At 71.2% G+C, this 17,653-nt stretch carries 15 protein-coding genes; 12 read left to right on the top strand and 3 right to left on the bottom strand.

All coding sequences use genetic code 11. The annotated features are described in order from the left end of the window. Window positions 1-19: 19 nt before the first annotated feature. The 3 genes from Adu01nite_RS42035 to Adu01nite_RS42025 are packed head-to-tail and all read right to left on the bottom strand — an operon-like array spanning window position 20 to window position 3,058. Window positions 20-835, bottom strand: coding sequence for a carbohydrate ABC transporter permease (locus Adu01nite_RS42035; RefSeq protein ID WP_203734961.1), 816 nt, complete (start codon window positions 833-835; stop codon window positions 20-22). After that, window positions 825-1,754 carry a carbohydrate ABC transporter permease gene (locus tag Adu01nite_RS42030; protein WP_239133127.1) on the bottom strand — a complete coding sequence of 310 codons (930 nt, stop codon included), beginning with the start codon at window positions 1,752-1,754 and terminating at the stop codon, window positions 825-827. The genes Adu01nite_RS42035 and Adu01nite_RS42030 overlap by 11 nt, the downstream gene beginning before the upstream one ends. Beyond that, complete coding sequence (locus Adu01nite_RS42025; protein ID WP_203734960.1) at window positions 1,751-3,058, bottom strand: ABC transporter substrate-binding protein; 1,308 nt, start codon at window positions 3,056-3,058, stop codon at window positions 1,751-1,753. The genes Adu01nite_RS42030 and Adu01nite_RS42025 overlap by 4 nt, the downstream gene beginning before the upstream one ends. Before the next feature lie 147 nt (window positions 3,059-3,205). Between Adu01nite_RS42025 and Adu01nite_RS42020 the strand changes: the two genes are divergently transcribed. The 12 genes from Adu01nite_RS42020 to ptsP all read left to right on the top strand — a co-directional run bounded on the left by Adu01nite_RS42020 (window position 3,206) and on the right by ptsP (window position 17,595). Beyond that, a complete protein-coding gene (locus Adu01nite_RS42020) occupies window positions 3,206-4,024 on the top strand; it encodes a DUF6807 domain-containing protein (protein WP_203734959.1) in 819 nt (272 codons plus the stop codon). Continuing rightward, entirely contained in the window at window positions 4,021-5,526 is a 1,506-nt protein-coding gene (locus tag Adu01nite_RS42015; RefSeq protein WP_203734958.1) for a glycoside hydrolase family 43 protein, read from the top strand. Before Adu01nite_RS42020 ends, Adu01nite_RS42015 begins: the two co-directional genes overlap by 4 nt. Then, entirely contained in the window at window positions 5,523-5,675 is a 153-nt protein-coding gene (locus Adu01nite_RS42010) for a hypothetical protein (RefSeq protein ID WP_203734957.1), read from the top strand. Before Adu01nite_RS42015 ends, Adu01nite_RS42010 begins: the two co-directional genes overlap by 4 nt. 44 nt (window positions 5,676-5,719) lie before the next feature. Further along, window positions 5,720-6,541: a DUF6807 domain-containing protein gene (locus Adu01nite_RS42005; protein ID WP_203734956.1), complete on the top strand. Its 822-nt coding sequence runs from the start codon at window positions 5,720-5,722 to the stop codon at window positions 6,539-6,541. Beyond that, window positions 6,538-7,737 (top strand): ROK family transcriptional regulator, encoded by a 1,200-nt coding sequence (locus Adu01nite_RS42000; protein WP_203734955.1) that lies wholly within the window; start codon window positions 6,538-6,540, stop codon window positions 7,735-7,737. Before Adu01nite_RS42005 ends, Adu01nite_RS42000 begins: the two co-directional genes overlap by 4 nt. 834 nt (window positions 7,738-8,571) lie before the next feature. Beyond that, the gene (locus Adu01nite_RS41995; RefSeq protein ID WP_239133126.1) at window positions 8,572-10,047 is read left to right on the top strand and encodes a type I restriction-modification system subunit M; all 1,476 of its coding nucleotides are present in this window, start codon (window positions 8,572-8,574) and stop codon (window positions 10,045-10,047) included. Next, entirely contained in the window at window positions 10,040-11,158 is a 1,119-nt protein-coding gene (locus Adu01nite_RS41990; protein ID WP_203734954.1) for a restriction endonuclease subunit S, read from the top strand. Before Adu01nite_RS41995 ends, Adu01nite_RS41990 begins: the two co-directional genes overlap by 8 nt. Window positions 11,159-11,203: 45 nt before the next feature. After that, window positions 11,204-11,926, top strand: coding sequence for a DUF2238 domain-containing protein (locus Adu01nite_RS41985; RefSeq protein WP_239133125.1), 723 nt, complete (start codon window positions 11,204-11,206; stop codon window positions 11,924-11,926). A gap of 31 nt (window positions 11,927-11,957) precedes the next feature. Next, window positions 11,958-13,550 carry a methyl-accepting chemotaxis protein gene (locus Adu01nite_RS41980; RefSeq protein WP_203734953.1) on the top strand — a complete coding sequence of 531 codons (1,593 nt, stop codon included), beginning with the start codon at window positions 11,958-11,960 and terminating at the stop codon, window positions 13,548-13,550. A 9-nt stretch (window positions 13,551-13,559) separates the two neighbouring features. Continuing rightward, window positions 13,560-14,570 carry a dihydroxyacetone kinase subunit DhaK gene (gene dhaK / locus Adu01nite_RS41975; RefSeq protein ID WP_275414769.1) on the top strand — a complete coding sequence of 337 codons (1,011 nt, stop codon included), beginning with the start codon at window positions 13,560-13,562 and terminating at the stop codon, window positions 14,568-14,570. Window positions 14,571-14,575: 5 nt separating this feature from the next. Further along, a complete protein-coding gene (gene dhaL, locus Adu01nite_RS41970; RefSeq protein ID WP_203734952.1) occupies window positions 14,576-15,211 on the top strand; it encodes a dihydroxyacetone kinase subunit DhaL in 636 nt (211 codons plus the stop codon). A gap of 2 nt (window positions 15,212-15,213) precedes the next feature. Further along, window positions 15,214-17,595 (top strand): phosphoenolpyruvate--protein phosphotransferase, encoded by a 2,382-nt coding sequence (ptsP, locus tag Adu01nite_RS41965; RefSeq protein ID WP_203734951.1) that lies wholly within the window; start codon window positions 15,214-15,216, stop codon window positions 17,593-17,595. The last annotated feature ends 58 nt before the right edge of the window (window positions 17,596-17,653 follow it).

The raw sequence follows: 17,653 nt of genomic DNA, 5'->3' as shown, positions 1-17,653 counted from the left end.
ATTGCCGCGAGTAGATGTTTCATCTCAGTCCTGTCGTTGCGATGCCCTTGACCAGGTATTTCTGGCCGGCGATGAAGAAACCGATGACCGGGGCGAGGGACACGAACGACATCGCGAACATCTCGCCCCACTGGCTCTGCCCCTCGGAGTCCATGAACTGCCGCAGGGCCAGCGGCACCGTGTACAGCTGCGGGTCGGTGAGGTAGAGCAGCGGCTCGAAGAACTCGTTCCACACCGCGATGAAGGTGAAGATCGCGGTGGTCGCGAACGCCGGCAGGCACAACGGCATGATCACTTTCCAGAACGTGCGGAACGGGCCGCAGCCGTCGATCCGGGCCGCGTCGTCGAGCTCGATCGGCAGCGACCGCATGAACTGCACCATCAGGAAGATGTAGAACCCGTTGGTGGCCAGGAAATGCGGCACCAGCAGCGGGTAGTACGTGTTGAGCCACTCCAGCTTGTCGAAGAGCACGTAGCGCGGGATCACCAGCACGTGGGCGGGCAGCATCATGGTGCCGAGCATCAGCGCGAAGAACAGCTTGCGGCCGGTGAAGCGGAGCCGGGCGAACGCGTACGCCGCGAGCGAGCACGACATCAGGTTGCCGAGGATGCTGAGCACCACGATGATCAGCGAGTTGGTCAGGTAGACCTCGAACGACTCGGGCAGCGACGTCCAGCCGCGGGCGTAGTTGCCCGGCGCCCACGAGTGCGGCCACAGGCCCTCGTCGGTGAAGACGGTGTTGCTCGGCTTCAGCGAGCTGGAGACGAGCCAGAGCAGCGGATACATCATCAGCGCGCCGACCGCGGTCAGGGCGAGGTGCCTACTAATTTTCATAAAAGACCCAATAACGGGCGGCCAGGAAGTTGACCGCGGTGAACCCGGCGATGATCATCAGCAGCAGCCACGCCATCGAGGACGCGTAGCCCATGTCCAGCTCGCCGAACCCCTTTTGGTAGAGGTAGAGGTTGGAGAACAGGGTCGATTCGGCCGGCCCGCCGGTGCCGCCGCTCATCACGTAGCCCTGGGTGAACGTCTGGAACGACGCGATCATCGACTGCACCAGGTTGAAGAAGATGATCGGGCTGAGCAGCGGCAGCGTGACCGAGCGGAACTGCCGCCACGGCGACGCGCCGTCCATCGCGGCCGCCTCGTAATACATCACCGGGATCTGCTTCAGCCCGGCCAGGAAGATCACCATCGGCGCGCCGAACGTCCACACGTGCAGCAGGATCAGCGTGCTCAGCGCGAAGTGCGGGTCGGAGGTCCAGCCCGGCCCCTGGATGCCGAACCAACCGAGGAAGTTGTTGACCACGCCCTGGTAGCCGAACAGATAGCGCCACAGCATCACGATCGCGACGCTGCTGCCGAGCAGCGACGGCAGGTAGTAGACGCTGCGGTAGATCGACAATCCGCGTACGCCCTTGTGCAGCACCATCGCCACGGCAAGCGCCGCAGCGAGCGAGAGCGGCACCGAGACCAGCGTGTAGATGAAGGTGACCTGCAGCGACTGATGCAGCGTGGCGTCGCCGATCATCTCCCGCACGTTGTCCAGCCCGGACCAGCGCGGGGGAGTGAGCAGGTTGTAGTCGGTGAACGCGAGATAGAGCGAGACCGCGAACGGCCCGACCGTGAAGACGATCCCGATCAGCCAGGGGAGAAGGAAAAGGTAGGCGGCACGGTCCTGCCTTTTCTTGCGTACGGGTTCTCGCGCGACCCGCTCCGGCTCGGTTCGTGGCCGCGTCAGGACGGTCACGCCGTGAGCGCTTTCGTGGCCTCGGTGACGAACTGGGTGGCAGCGGCGGCCGGTGTCTTACGCCCGAACTCCACCTCCGTACTGATCGACTTGAGGATGTTTGTCAGTTTGCTGGCGCCGATCGGGTACGAGTACGAGGGCGGGAGCTTCTCGTTCTGCAGGTCGGTGAGGTAGGTGGTGGCCCGCTGGTCGTCCGGCTCCAGATCGGGCGCGATCGCCTTGGCCACCGCCTGGCTGGCCGGCACGCCCCGGGTGGTGCCCGCCGCCTTCGCCCCGGACACGTCGTTGACCAGGAAGTTGAGCAGGGTCAGCGTCTCCTGCGGGTGCTTCGACTTGGCCGCCACCGACCACAGCGCCGGGGTGTCGATCGACTGCCCGCGCCGGGTGCCCTGGGTCTCGCCGGGCATCCGCAGCAGCTGCAACTGCCCGCCGCAGACCTTGTTGTAGTTGAGGAAGTTGTTGGTCGGGATGATCTGCGACGCGATCGACTTCTTGGCCAGATAGGACTGGGCCGGCGAGGCACCGCCGTTGGGGTCGATGAACCCGGCCGGCGGGAAGCCGCGCTCGGCTCGCATCTTCTGCACGGTCGCGAACCAGTTGGTCACGGTCGCCACGGTGGCGCCGAGCTTGCCGTCGGCGGTGTAGAAGTCCTCGCCGCTCTGCCGGGTCCAGACGATCAGGTTCGCGATCGTCCACACCTCGAAGTTGGTGCCGTAGACCTTGCCGCCGCTGGCCTGGGTGACCTGCTTGGCGAACGCGGCGAGGTCGGCCCACGACCAGGTGTTGCCGTCCGGGATCTTCACCCCGTACTTGTCGGTGAGGGCCTTGTCGACGACGTAACCGACGGTGTTGAGCCCCGACGGCACGCCGAAGTTCTGCTGGCCGACCACGCCGAGGGCGCGGGCGGCGTCGGTCAGGCCGGACAGGTCGAGCTTGTCGCCGTGCTGCGCGAGGTCGAGCAGGGCGCCGCGGCCCGCGTACTCGCGGAGGCTGTCGACGCGCATCGCCATCAGGTCCGGCGGGTCGCCGGCGGCGAAGCGGGTGACCAGCTTGTCCTTGTAGGGCGAGGAGTCCTGGTACTCGGTGCGGACCTTGATGTCCGGGTGCGCGCTCTGGAACAGTTCGAGCGCCTTCTGGGTCTTCCCGGCGCGGGCGGAGTCACCCCACCACACCATGTTGAGCTCGACCGCGCCGTTGCCGCCGCCGCTCTTGCCGCCGAACCCCCGGCCGCAGGCGGGCAGGGTGGCGGCGAGGCCGGCCAGGCCGGCGAGCTTCAGCGCACCGCGCCGGTTCACAGTGTTCACGTTCGATCCCCTCCATCAATTTGTTTCAGTGTTTTATCTATCGAGTGCCGTCCATGTCAACGGCTGTCCTACCTCGACATATTCAGGTAGCGCAAATTTGTTACAGACGTTGACGTAACCTCTCGGCGGTCGGTAGCTTCACCGGCTATGTCGTCCGTGAAATTGACCTGCGCCGGGCGCGTGGTGGCCCGCTACGTGTGGGATCCGGACCTGCCGGCCGCCGTGTCCCCACGGCCCTACCTGCATCCGGTGACCACCCTCGGCGGCACCACCGTGACCGGCTTCATGCCCGCGGACCACGCCCACCACCTCGGCGCCAGCATCGCCATCCCGGTGCTCAACCAGGCCAACTTCTGGGGCGGCCGGACCTATGTGGCCGGCCAGGGTTCGGTGCGGCTCGACAACCACGGGCGGCAGCAGCACACCCGCTGGCTGGAGCGCTCCGAGTCCCGCCTCGTCCAGGAGATCTGCTGGGTCGGCCGGGACGGTTCGCCGCTGGCCCGCGAGGAGCGGTCGCTGTCGGTCGAGGCGACCGGCGAGACGTCCTGGTCGCTGCGGGTCGGCTACGCGCTGAGCGGCGTCGACGGGGCCGAGCTGGTGATCGACAGCCCTGGGGCCCGGGGCCGGGAAGGCGCGGGGTACGGCGGGTTCTTCTGGCGGGCGCCGGCCGGGCTGGCGCACGTCGAGGCGTACGGGTCGGCCGGCGAACCGCACGGCAGCCGCGAACCCTGGGTCGTCCTCACCGGCCGCACCGGATCGGCGGCGTGGACCCTGGTCTTCCGCACCGGCGTGCACGCCGACCCGTGGTTCGTGCGGGCCTCCGACTACGCCGGGGTGTGCTCGGCGATCGCCTGGGACCGGCCCCTGGTCGTCGAGGCGGGCGGTGTCCTCACCCGGCGACTGTCCGTGCTGGTCGCCGACGGCCCACCCACCGAGAGTCTCCTGACCGAGTCGGACGCCGCGTGACCGCGCCCTGGACGGCGGACACCGGCGACGGTTCCTACCGCAACCCGGTCCTCTACGCCGACTGGTCCGATCCCGACGTGGTCCGGGTCGGCCGGGACTTCTACCTGACCGCGTCCAGCTTCAACCGGGTGCCCGGGCTGCCCGTGCTGCACTCCGTCGACCTGGTCAACTGGCAGCTGATCGGGCATGCGCTGCAACGGCTCGTGCCGGAAGCCGTCTACGCCACCCCGCGCCCCGGTTGCGGGGTGTGGGCGCCCGCGCTGCGCCACCACGCCGGCCGCTTCTGGATCGTCTACCCCGACCCCGACCACGGCATCTACGTCACCACCGCCACCGACCCGCGCGGCCCGTGGACCGCGCCGCGGCTCGTGCTGGCCGGGCGCGGGCTGATCGACCCGTGCCCGCTGTGGGACGACGACGGCAACGCCTACCTCGTGCACGCCTGGGCGCGCAGCCGCTGCGGCTTCAACAACCGGCTCACCGCCTACCGGATGACCGCCGACCTGACCCGCCCGCTCGACAACGGCATGGTCCTGGTCGACGGCGCCGCCATCCCCGGCTGCTACACCCTGGAAGGCCCCAAGTGGTACCGGCGCGACGGCTGGTACTGGATCTTCGCCCCGGCCGGCGGCGTCGCCGACGGCTGGCAGTACGCGATGCGGTCGCGCAGCGTCCTCGGCCGCTACGAGCCGCGGATCGTCCTGGCCCAGGGCAACACCGAGATCAACGGCCCGCACCAGGGCGCGTGGGTCGACGACTGGTTCGTGCATTTCCAGGACCTCGGACCGTACGGCCGGGTCGTGCACCTGCAGCCGGTCCGGATGGGCGGCGACGGATGGCCGGTGATCGGCCGCCACGGTTCCCCGGTCACCCACCACCGGAAGCCGTTGCAGGGCGCCCCGATCTGCGCCCCGCCGAGCGGCGACCCGTTCGCCGGCGGGGTGCCCGGCCCGCAGTGGACGTGGCCGGCCAACCCGCAGACCGGTTGGCTGCTCGACCGCGCGGGTGGGCTTCGGATGGCGTGCGTCCCCTGGCCGTCGGGGGATCTGCGGGCGGTGCCCAACGTGCTCGGACAGCGGCTGCCGGGGCCGCGCTTCCGGGCCGAGACCTCCGTGCGGCTCGCGGCGCCGGCCGGGTCGCGGGCCGGCGTGGTGGTGCGCGGCAAGACGTACGCCTGGATCGGGCTGGAGCACCGGGCGGGCGGGACCGTGCTCGCCTGCCGGAGCGCCGACGAGCCGGACGGACCGGAATACGACCTGGTGCCGCCGCAGCCCGTGCCCGGTGACGCGGCGCTGCGGATCGCCGTGACCGTCGCCGACGGGATCGTTCACTTCGCCGCCGACGGGGTCGAGGCCACCTTCGCCGCCGCGCCCGGTGGATGGATCGGGGCGACCCTCGGACTGTTCGCCACCGCCCGGGCGGGCACCGCCGCCGGGCACGCCGACTTCGATCCGTTCCGGGTCGCCGCACGTCAGCCGTCGCACTCCGGGGAGGCCCCATGAAACTCCTGGCCGTGGTGCTCGCCGCCGGGCGGGGTGCGCGGTTCGCCGAGTTCCGCAACCGCGGGCCGGGCGCCGGGACCGGCCCGGACCGGCCGCAACTGAGCGCCGCCCGGGCTTCGGCGTTCACCCCCATGGCCTACCTGCGGTAGTGGTTATTCTGCTGGCGTACGGATCCACTCGCCCGGAGGCAAGCGTGACCGGTGACGCCCCAGCAGTCTTCCGCCTCGCCGGCCGCCCCGTCGCCGAGTACACCTGGGCGCCCGACCTGCCGGTCGGGCTCGCCCCCCGGCCGTACCTTCATCCGGTCCGCACCCTCGGCGGCACGGTCGTCACCGAGCTGACCCCGCCGTCGCACCGGCACCACCTGGGCGTCAGCGTCGCGGTGGCCGAGGTGGACGGCGGGAACTTCTGGGGCGGCCGCACGTTCATCGCCGGGCACGGGCCGGCCTGGCTCGACAACCAGGGCAGCCAGCGGCACGTGCGCTGGCTGCGGCGCACCGACACCGAGCTCAGCCAGGCGCTGCGCTGGGACACCATCGACGGCGCGTCGCTGCTGGCCGAGCGGCGGATCATCGAGGCCCGGCCGCTCGACGACGACGCGTGGGCCCTGGACTTCACCTTCACCCTGGCCAACGTGGCCGAACGCGACCTGCCGATCCGCAGCCCCGCCGCGCACGGCCGCTCCGGCGCCGGCTACGGCGGGTTCTTCTGGCGCGCACCCTCACCCGGCGCCTGCCGGGTGTCGGCCGACGTGCACGGGCACCGTGCGCCCTGGGTGTCGGTCGGCGGCCCGGCTTGGACGCTGGTGTTCGCCGGCGGGGACCCGGCCACCAGGGCCGACCGCTGGTTCGTGCGCACCCGCGACTACCTCGGCGTCGGGTCGGCCCTGGCCTGGGATGCGCCGCTCGTGCTGGCGGCCGGCGAGTCGGTGACCCGGCGGGTGGTCACCGTGGTCGCGGACGGCGAACTGCCCGACGAGCGGGCCGCCGCGTACGCGTCGCAGCTGGTGTCATGACCCGGCCGGTGCATCGCGTGGCGCCGGCCACGGACACTCCCGTACGCCAGGAAAGCCTGCGGGCCCACAACCTCTCCTTGACGTTCCGGCAGATCGTCGGCGCCGCGGCGCCGATCTCCCGGATCGAGCTCGCGGTGGCGACCGGCCTGACCAGACCGACCATCTCCCGCATCGTCGACGACCTGCTGGCCGGCGGCCTGATCATCGAGGCCGGCCCGGCGCGCTCGGGCAACAGCGGCCGCCCGCGGGTCGGCCTGACCCTGGCGGCGACCGGCCCGGCCGGCCTGGGCCTGGACATCCGGGTGGACACGCTGTCGGCGTGCGTGGTCGACCTGACCGGCGCGGTCCGGCACCTGGCGTTCGCCCCTCGCCCCAAAACGGCCGCGGAGGCCCTGGCCAGCCTGGCCGAGATGGGCCGCGCGGCGATGGCCGCCGCGGCCGCGGAGCACCTCACCGTGGTCGGCACCACGCTGGCCGTCCCCGGCCCGGTCGAGGACGGCAGCATCGTGCGGTTCGCGCCGGTGCTGGGCTGGCGCGACGTGGACGCCGGCGCCGCCCTGCGCCCCGCCCTGGGCCCGGTCACCGTCGACAACGACGCCAGCCTGGCCGCGCTGGGCGAGCTGTACGCGAGCGCCCCCGCCCTGCGCGACTTCGTCTGCGTGAGCGGCGAGTTCGACATCGGCGCCGGCCTGGTCCTGGGCGGCGCCCTGCTGCGCGGCGCCCGGGGTTGGGGCGGCTCCCTGGGCCACGTGGCGGTGGACAGCGACGGCCCACCATGCGCCTGCGGCGCCACCGGTTGCCTGCAGCACTACGCGGGCTTGCAGCAGATCCTCCCGGGCGCGGCCCCGATGCCGTACTCCCCGGCGGTGGCCATCGACGACCTGGCCTCGGCCGGCAACCCCGAGGTGCTGGCCGCCCTGGACCGAGCCGGCTCCGCCTTGGGCGTGGCCCTCTCCGCCTTGATCAACATCATCGACGTGGACACGGTCCTGCTGGGCGGCAGCTACTCCCTGCTGGCATCTTGGCTGATCGAGTCGGTGGAGCGAGAGCTGAGCCGCCGGGTCCTGACCTCAGGCTGGGCCCCGGTGTCGGTGCGACCGGCCCCCTTGGGCCCGGACGCCGCGGTGATGGGCGCAGCCTTGAGCGCAATAGACCAGGTACGCCAGGACCCAAATTCCTGGCTGGCCCGAGCCTGACCCGCCTCACCCCTCAGATCGGCGGTGGCGGCCCAGCCCGGCCTGCCGGCGCTTTGTTCGCCCGCAGCGGCCATTCCGTGGTCGGCGCGCCGGTCGACCGAGAGCCGGATCTGCGCGTTCACCGCGCCGGCATACCGCTGAGGGTCGCCGAGCGGCTCTCGGAAAGCCGTACTCGTGATGATTCACGTGGCAGGGCGTGGTCGTGTGTCGGTGCGAGGCGGGCCGTTCGGCCCGATTTCCTTGATAGCGGGGTCTGCGCGGGCGCGGGCCAGGACTTCAAATCCTTGATGTCGGGGCCTCGGGTGTGCGACGAGACCCCGTTTTCCTGGATTTCGGCCTCTGGCTGCGAGGGCGAGGCCCCGACTTCCGTGAAGTCGGTGGCCCTGGGCGTCGGCCGATCAGTGAGTGATCGCCTGATTTGTGGGATGTTCGGACGGAGCCGAGTGAACAGGTATAGGGGGAATGTCGTATGTATCCTCTGTGGGCACGGCGGCTCGATTCGATCTTGTCGAGTTGCTGCTAGCGCGGCGCAGGAAGTTTCCAAGATCTCGGTGAAGCAGGGCGGCCGGCGCTGGTGCCTCGAAGCGCACAAACGCCCCCGGGACACCCGGACCGGCCGCGCCGAGGTGCGGCTGCTCGACCTGCACTCAAAGACAGGGCGGGACAGGGCGCGGGCGCTGCCGTCTGGGTTGCGGTCGTGGCGTTCGGGTTGATCATGGCGGTGAATGCCTGATCGGCGGCGCTGAGCGGTGGGCCGTGTGGTGATGTTTCGCTGGGGCGGGCGGGGGCGTTTACTTCAGGGCCGGGACCCTGTGTCTAGAGAACGGATCGTCGGTGGCTTCACGTTCGCGTGGTGTGTCCAGTGCCAAGGGGATTCAGGACATTCTCTGGAAGGCGGCCAATCGGCTTCGCGGGACCATGGACGCCTCGCAGTACAAGGAGTTCGTGCTTGGGCTCGTCTTTCTCAAGTACGTGTCCGACGCCTTCGGGGAGCGGCGGGCGCAGCTTGGCGGGGCCGATGAACGTGAGCGCTATGCGGGGGTGTTCTGGGTTCCGGAGAGCGCTCGGTGGGACCACCTCGCCGGGAACGCCGGTGGGGACATCGGGCGGCTGCTCGATGACGCCATGGGGGCGATCATGCGGGAGAACCCGGCGCTCTCCGGCGTACTGCCGAAGATTTTTCGCCGTGGGGCCGTTGATGCCGGGCGACTGCGGGAGCTTGTCGGGCTGATCAGTGATGCTCGATTCACCGGGCACGGGCGGGCCGCTCAAGATGTGCTCGGCGAGGTCTACGAATACTTTCTGGAGAAGTTCGCCCGGGCCGAAGGGAAGCGCGCGGGGGAGTTCTACACGCCGGCCAGCGTGGTGAAGCTGCTGGTGGACGTGCTGGAGCCCGATCACGGCACGGTCTATGACCCCTGCTGCGGGTCGGGTGGGATGTTCGTGCAGGCGGGGCGCGGGCATGGGCGGGACATCGCCGTGTTCGGGCAGGAAGGCAACGAGCGGACCTGGCGGCTCGCCAAGATGAACCTGGCCATTCACGGAATGGATCCGAACGGGATCGGGGACCGGTGGGCGGACACCTTCGCCGACGACCGGCATCCGGGGCTCCGGGCCGATTTCATCCTCGCCAACCCGCCGTTCAACATGAGCGGCTGGGACCGAAAAGAAGAGGATTCCCGCTGGGTGTACGGGCTACCTCCGCGCGGCAACGCCAACTTCGCCTGGCTGCAGCACATGGTGGCCAAGCTCGCCGACGGTGGCAGTGCGGGGGTGGTGCTCTCCAACGGGTCGATGTCGTCCAAACTCTCCGGCGAAGGGGAGATCCGGCGGCGGCTCGTCGAGGACGACCTGGTCGCCTGCATGGTGGCGCTGCCCGGCAATCTGTTCCGCACCACCGCCATCCCGGCCTGCCTCTGGTTTCTCCGGCGGGACAAAGGGGCGCGGCGCGGGGAGATCCTCTTCGTCGACGCGCGCGGGCTGGGCACCATGGTGGACCGGACCGAGCGGGTGCTCACCGGCGCCGACATCGCCCGGATCGCGGACACCTATCACTCGTGGCGCTCGCTCACGGCGTACGCAGATGTGCCCGGGTTTTGTTGTTCCGCGACGCTGGACCAGGTCGCCGCGAATGACCACATCCTCACCCCCGGGCGGTATGTGGGGGCGGCCTCGGCCGCCGATGATCCGGATGCCGAGCCGGCCGCCGATCGGATCGCCCGGCTCACCAAGGAGCTGTTCGCCGAGTTCGAGGAGTCGGCGCGGCTCGAGGCGGCGGTCCGGGAGCAGTTGGGGAAGCTGGATGGCTGACTGGGCGGTCGGCACGGTCCGCGCCATCGCCGTCCCGAAAGGCCTGGTCGGCGGGCCGTTCGGGTCGCTGCTCGGCGGCAAGGACTACGTGCCGGACGGCGTGCCGGTGATCCGCGGCGTCAACCTGGCGAGTGCCGGCTTCTTCGACGAGTCCGAGTTCGTCTACGTGACCGCCGCGAAAGCAGGTGGCGAGCTCGCCCGCAACCTGGCCCGGCCGGGCGACGTCGTCTTCACCCAGCGCGGCACCCTCGGCCAGGTCGGCCTGGTGCCGGCCGGGCCGCACGACACCTACGTCATCTCCCAGTCGCAGATGCGCCTGCGGGTCGACCCGGCCAAGGCCGATCCGCGCTTCATCTACTACCAGTTCCGGTCGGCGGCGATGCAGGCCGCGATCCACAGCAGCGCGATCACCACCGGCGTCCCGCACATCAACCTCGGCATCCTCGGCGGCCTGCCGATCGTGCTTCCGCCGCTGGGGGAGCAGGGCGCGATCGCCGACCTGCTGACCGCCCTGGACCGGAAGATCGCCGGCAACGAACGCCTGGCCGCGGCGGCGATGCGGCTGGCCGCGGCGGAGTACGCGGCGATCGGGCCGGCCGGGCCCGCCTGTCCCTTGAGTGACCTGGTCGATCTGGTCTACGGCAAGGCCCTGCCGGCCGCTCGGCGCCGGGCCGGCGCGGTCACCGTCTACGGCAGCGGCGGACCGTCCGGCCGGCACGACACGCCGCTGGTCCGCGGGCCGGGCATCGTCGTCGGCCGTAAGGGCACGGTCGGCTCGGTGCACTGGTCGAGCGGCGACTTCTTCCCGATCGACACCACCTTCTACGTACGCCCGGTGACGGTGCCGCTGGAATACGCCTACTTCCTGCTGCGCGGCCTCGACCTGGCCGGGATGAACTCCGACTCGGCCGTGCCGGGCCTCAACCGCACCCGGGCCCTGGCCGTCGAAGTGCGCCGGCCGGACCCGCGAGCAGTGGCCGGCTTCGCCGAGCGGGTCCGGCCGCTGTTCGCCCTGCGTGAGCGCACCGGCCGGGAGAACGACGCCCTGCGGGCCCTGCGCGACGACCTGCTGCCCCGGCTGCTGGCCGGCGATCTTCGCCTGCGGGGGTGACGACCCGCGTCGATATCAACTCGTGGTGCGGCCGAGATCGGGCCGGTGATCGCCGCTGGTTGGCTGACCGCCATGACCGGGGGAACCGCAGTACGCGATATCGACATCGACGACGTGACAACGGGACGGGCGAAGCTCTGGACGCTGGCAGCGTTCGTCCTTCTGGTGGCCATCACCTGGTGGCGGCCGATCTACCCGGCCGAGCAGGCCCTGCACCACTCGCTCACGGTTGTGGGTCTGGTCGCCCTGCTTCTGGTGAATCGGTCGCGGCCAATTCCGTACTCCTCGTTTCTGCTGATTCTGATTTTTCTTGCTCTTCATTCGGTGGCGGCGCGGTGGATCTACTCGTTCGTGCCGTATGACGACTGGACCGACGTGCTGTTCGGGTTCCGGATCAACGAGGTCTTCGGGTGGCACCGCAACCACTTCGACCGGCTCGTGCACCTCACCTACGGGCTCTGCTTCGGCGCGGTGCTCTTTCGCGCGTTGCAGGGCCGGCTGGGGAAATGGGCGGCGTTCGCGGCGGTCGACATCGTGTTGTCCACCAGCGCGCTCTACGAACTGTTCGAATGGGCGATCGCGATGACGCTCGCGCCGGGCGCGGCCGAGGCCTACAACGGCCAGCAGGGCGACATGTGGGACGCGCACAAGGACATGGCCATCGCCACCCTCGGCGCGCTCATCTCGGTGGCGATCGCGCGGACGGCTCAGCGATCCCTTTCAGTTGCCGATCAGTTGCATGGAAGCTTGTCCACGGGCAATGACTGACGGCGGGGGCCAGGTCGTGACTGCGGAAACGATGACGCGCGGACGGCGCACGCTGAAGGATCTGCCGGTCCTTCCGAAGATCATTGCGGGAGCGGCGGTCACGCTCATCGTCGCGGTCATCGTGGGCGTGGTGGCGCTGATGAAGCTGGACGCCACCGCCAAACAGGTGCAGGCGATGTACGAGAAACAGGTCAAGCCGCTGATCGTGCTGGGGCGGGCGGACCGGATGATGATGCAGTTGCGGGTGGATCTGCTGCGGCACGGGATCAGTCGCACGGCGGCCGGCAAGGCGAAGGCCGAAGCGCTGATCGACGAGCACGAGACCGAGCTCAACGCCATGATCGACGCGTACCAGGTCAGTGCCGCCGACCCGGCGCTGGTGGTCGCGTTCGAGACCGACTGGTCGGCGGCGAAAACGGTCCGGGAGCGCCTGCTGGTGCTTTCCCGGGCCGGGAAGTCGGCCGAGTTCGAGGCGTTGCGCACCGGCGACTACCAGACCGCCGTCGACAAGGCGGCCGGCGACCTCGATGACGCTTACGCGGCCGAGTCCGCCCAGGCCTCGGCCCGGGCCTCGGCCGCGCAGAGCGACTACGCCGGCGCCCGGCTGATGATCATCATGATGCTGGTGATCGGCGGGCTGCTGGCGCTGGCCATGTCGGTGTTCGTGGCGCGGGCGATCGTCGGTTCGGTGCGGTCGGTGTCCCGGGTCGCGAAGGCCCTCGCCGACGGTGACCTGACGGTCCGGTCCGGCGTGCACTCCGGCGACGAGCTCGGCCTGATGGCCCGCGACCTCGACTCGGCGATGGGCTCGCTGCGGGACACGGTCGAGGAGCTGGAGCAGAACGCGGTCACCCTGGCCGGCTCCAGCGAGGAGCTGGCCGCCACCTCCAGCCAGATCGCGGAGGCCGCCGAGCGCACCAACGCGCAGGTCAACGCGGTCTCGGCCAGCGCCGGGGAGGTCGGTTCGAACATCGCCACGGTGGCCGCCAGTGCCGAGGAGATGGGCGCGGCGATCAACGAGATCGCGGCCAGTGCCGGTGAGGCCGCCCGGGTCGCCGCCGACGCGGTGGTGCTCGCCGAGTCGACCAACCAGACGGTCAGCAAGCTGGGTGCGTCGTCGGCCGAGATCGGCAACGTGATCAAGGTGATCACCTCGATCGCCGAGCAGACCAACCTGCTCGCGCTGAACGCCACCATCGAGGCGGCCCGGGCCGGCGAGTCCGGCAAGGGCTTCGCGGTGGTCGCCAGCGAGGTCAAGGACCTGGCCCAGGAGACCGCGAAGGCCACCGAGGACATCGGCAGCCGGGTGGCGGCCATCCAGTCCGACACGGCCGGCGCGGTCACCGCGATCGCCGAGATCCAGTCGGTGATCGGGCAGATCAACGAGTTCCAGATGACCATCGCGTCGGCGGTGGAGCAGCAGACCGCCACCACCAACGAGATGGTCCGCAGCGTCGGCGCGGCGGCCGGGGGAGCGGCCGAGATCTCCGAGGCGGTCAGCGACGTCTCCGGCGCCACCCAGAACACCGCGGCCGCGGTCACCGAGGCCCAGCAGACCACCGCCGAGCTCGCCCGAATGAGCAACGACCTGCAGCGGATCGTCGGGAGGTTCCGGGTGGCGTAGCTTGGGTCCATGGCGTCGATGAAGAAGCTCATCAACGATCCCGCGACCGTTGTCGCCGACGCCCTGCGCGGCGTCGCCGCGGCCCATCCCGAGTTGCGCGTCGACCATGATCAGCGGGTGGTCTTCCGCGGTGACGCGCCCGTCCGCGGCAAGGTCGGCCTGATCTCCGGCGGTGGTTCCGGGCACGAACCGCTGCACGCCGGCTTCGTCGGCTCCGGCATGCTCGACGCGGCCTGCGCCGGCGAGATCTTCACCTCGCCGGTGCCCGATCAGATGGTCGCGGCCACCAAGGGCGTCGACGGCGGCGCCGGGGTGCTGCACATCGTGAAGAACTACACCGGCGACGTGATGAATTTCGAGATGGCCGCCGAGATCGTCGCCGCCGACTCCGGCACCGAGGTGATCGCGGTGGTCACCGACGACGACGTGGCCGTGCAGGACAGCCTCTACACGGCCGGCCGCCGCGGGGTCGGCGTCACCGTCCTGGTGGAGAAGATCGCCGGGGCGGCCGCCGAGGAGGGGCAGCCGCTCGCCGAGGTGGCCGCGGTCGCCCGCAAGGTCAACGCCAACGGCCGCAGCATGGGCCTGGCCCTCACCTCGGGCACGGTCCCGGCGGCCGGCCGACCCACGTTCGACCTGCCGGACGGCGAGATGGAGCTGGGCATCGGCATCCACGGCGAACCGGGCCGGCGCCGGGTGCCGATCGCGAACGCCGCCGAGGCGGCCGAGATGCTTGTCGCGCCGATCCTCGCCGACCTCGACTTCAGCGGCGGCGACGGCGTGCTCGCCTTCGTCAACGGCATGGGCGCCACCCCGCTGATCGAGCTCTACGTGGTGTTCCAGGAGGTCAACACCCTGCTGGCCAAGGCCGGCGTCACGATCGCCCGGTCGCTGGTCGGGCCGTACATCACGAGCCTCGACATGGCCGGCTGCTCGATCACCCTGCTGAAACTGGACGACGAGCTGCTGCGCCTGTGGGACGCGCCGGTCAACACGCCCGCACTGCGCTGGGGAGCCTGACCGGCATGGCCGACACCGTCGACACCACCGCCCTGCTCGCCTGGGTCCGCGAGTTCGCCCGGCTCATCGAGGAGCACCGCGACCTGCTCACCGAGCTGGATTCGGCGATCGGCGACGCCGACCACGGCGTCAACCTGCATCGCGGCATGTCGGCGGTGGTCGCGGCGCTGGCCGAGGACACCCCGGATCGCCCGGCCGAGCTCTTCAAACGGACCGGGATGACGCTGGTGTCCACCGTGGGCGGCGCCAGCGGCCCGCTCTACGGCACGGCGTTCCTGCGGATGTCGGCCGCGGCCGGCGACGCCGAGACCCTCGACGGCGCCGACGTCGCCAAGATCCTGCGGGCCGCCCTCGACGGCGTGGTGGCGCGGGGAAAGGCCCAGGCGGGGGACAAGACGATGTACGACGCCCTCGCCCCCGCCGTGGCCGGCCTGGAGGAGGCGGTCGGCAACGGCCAGCCGCTGAGCCATGCGCTCGGCATCGCGGTCCGGGCCGCCGAGCAGGGCCGGGAGGCGACCATCCCGATGGTCGCCCGCAAGGGCCGGGCCAGCTACCTCGGCGAACGCAGCGCCGGCCACCCGGATCCGGGTGCCACCTCGGTGACCCTGCTGGTCGTGGCGGCCGCCGCGGCGCTGGCCTGATCGTGGTCGGAATCGTGCTGGTCAGCCACAGTCGTGCGCTGGCCCGGGCGGCCGTGGCGCTGGCCGCCGAGATGGCCGCCGGCGCCCGCATCGAGATCGCCGCCGGGCTGGACGAGACGACCCTCGGCACCGACGCGACCGCCATCGTGGACGCCCTGGCGGCGGCCGACGACGGCGACGGCGTGGTGGTGCTGATGGACCTGGGCAGCGCGGTGCTCTCCGCCGAGCTGGCCCTGGAGCTGATCGACGACGACCTGCGGTCGCGGGTCGTGTTGTGCCCGGCGCCGCTGGTGGAAGGCCTGGTGGCGGCGGCCGTGACCGCCGCGTCCGGCGCCGATCGCGCGGAGGTGGCCCGGGAGGCGTCGGACGGTCTGCTGGGCAAGCTGTCCCAGCTCGAGCCCTCGGTTTCGGTTTCCCCAGAAAAAGACGCCATGGGCACGGTTACCGTCGCCAACCCGCACGGCCTGCACGCCCGGCCGGCCGCCCGGCTGGTCACCGAGGCCCGCCGGCTCGACGCCGGTCTCGAAGTGCGCAACCGCACCACCGGGTCGGCCTGGGTGCCGGCCACCAGCCTGTCCCGGGTGGCCACCCTCGGCGCGCTGCGCGGCCACGAGATCGAGGTGCGTGCGTCCGGGCCGCGGGCCCAGGCGGCGGTGGACGAGATCGTGGCGGTGGCGGCCCGGAAGTTCGACGAGACCCCGGACGTCCCGCATCCCGGCGGGGAACCGTTCGCCACCGGCGGCCGGCCCGCCTCGGCCGGCATCGGGATCGGCCCGGCCTGGCGCCGGGCGAGCACCCCGCCCGACGTGCCGGACACGCCGTCGCGGGGTGCGGACGTGGAGTGGCCGCGGGTGGTAGGCGCGGTCGCCGCGGTCCGCCGGGAGATCGACAAGATCTGGGAGGGCAACCCCGAGGCCAGCATCTTCGACGCGCACCTGCTGCTGCTCGACGACGCGGAGCTGCTCGGCGAGGTCCGCCGCCGGATCGACGGCGGCCAGGCGGCGCCGCAGGCGTTCCAGGGTGCGGCCGCCCGGATCGCCGCCGCGTTCGACACCCTCGACGACCCCTATCTGCGTGGCCGCGGCGACGACGTGCACGCGGTGTCCGATCAGGTGCTGCGGGCCATGCTCGGGCTCAGCGGCGCCGAGACGGCCGGCGACGGCATCCTGGTCGCGGCCGACCTCACCCCGGCCGAGGCGGCCACCCTCGATCCGGCCCGGGTCAAGGGCGTGCTCCTGGCGTTCGGCAGTCCCACCTCGCACGGCGCGATCATGGCCCGCACCCGGGGCATCCCGATGGTGGTCGGGGCCGGCCCGGCCGTCCTCAGTGTCTCGCCCGGCATCACGGTCGCCTTCGACGGCGGCACCGGCGAGTTCGTCATCGCCCCGGCCGAGCCGGTGCTGGCCGCCTTCCGCGAGCGGGCCGCCGGGCTCGCCGAGCGCGGCCGGCAGGCCGCCGCCCGCGCCCACCGGCCGGCCGTGACCGCCGACGGGGTCGCGATCGCGGTCGCCGCCAACGTCGGCTCGCTCGCCGACGCCCGGGCCGCCGCCGACAACGGCGCCGACCTGGCCGGGCTGGTCCGCACCGAGTTCCTCTTCCTCGACCGGGACGCCGCGCCCGGCCCGGACGAGCAGGTCGCCACCTACCTCGAGCTCGCCGAGGCGCTCGGCGGGCGTCGGCTCACCCTGCGCACCCTCGACGTGGGCGGGGACAAGCCGCTGCGGTACGCGCCGGCCGCGCACGAGCAGAACCCGTTCCTCGGCGTCCGCGGCCTCCGGCACTCCCTGGCCCATCCGGCGCTGTTCGCCGATCAGCTCCTGGCGATCGCCCGGGTGGCCCGGGAGACGCCGGTGAGCGTCATGTTCCCGATGGTCAGCTCGGTCGCCGAGGTGGTCGCCGCGCGGCGGATGCTCGACGACGCGGTGGCGAAGGCCGGCCCGGCGGAAGATCTGCGCGTCGGCATCATGATCGAGGTGCCGGCCGCCGCGCTGAAGGCCGCCGCGTTCACCCCGTACGTGGACTTCGTCAGCGTCGGCACCAACGACCTGACGCAGTACACCCTGGCCGCCGAGCGCGGCAACGCGGCGCTCACCGCGGACGGTCTCGACCCGGCGGTGCTGCAGCTCGTCGGCCTGGTCTGCGCGCGGGCCGGCGTGCCGGTGGCGGTCTGCGGCGAGCTTGCCGCGGACGAGGCGGCGGTGCGGTTGCTGACGGCTCTCGGCGTACGCGAACTCAGTGTTGCCCCGCCCGCGGTGCCGCTGGTGAAGGACGCCGTGCGTGCCACCCACATGAATCTCACAGGTTCGCTCGCGCAGCGGGCGACCGGGCTGGCCGACGCTGCCGCCGTACGCGCTCTTTTGAAGTCTGTCTCTTTGGCAGGGTGATACAAAGCGAACAATAAAACGGAGTGAAAAAGGTCATATAGCCTGCTCAGGATGGCTG

Source organism: Paractinoplanes durhamensis (assembly GCF_016862175.1).
GTDB lineage: Bacteria > Actinomycetota > Actinomycetes > Mycobacteriales > Micromonosporaceae > Actinoplanes > Actinoplanes durhamensis.
The sequence above is the reverse complement of the archived record's forward strand: the minus strand, read 5'-3'. Positions and strand labels throughout refer to the sequence as shown.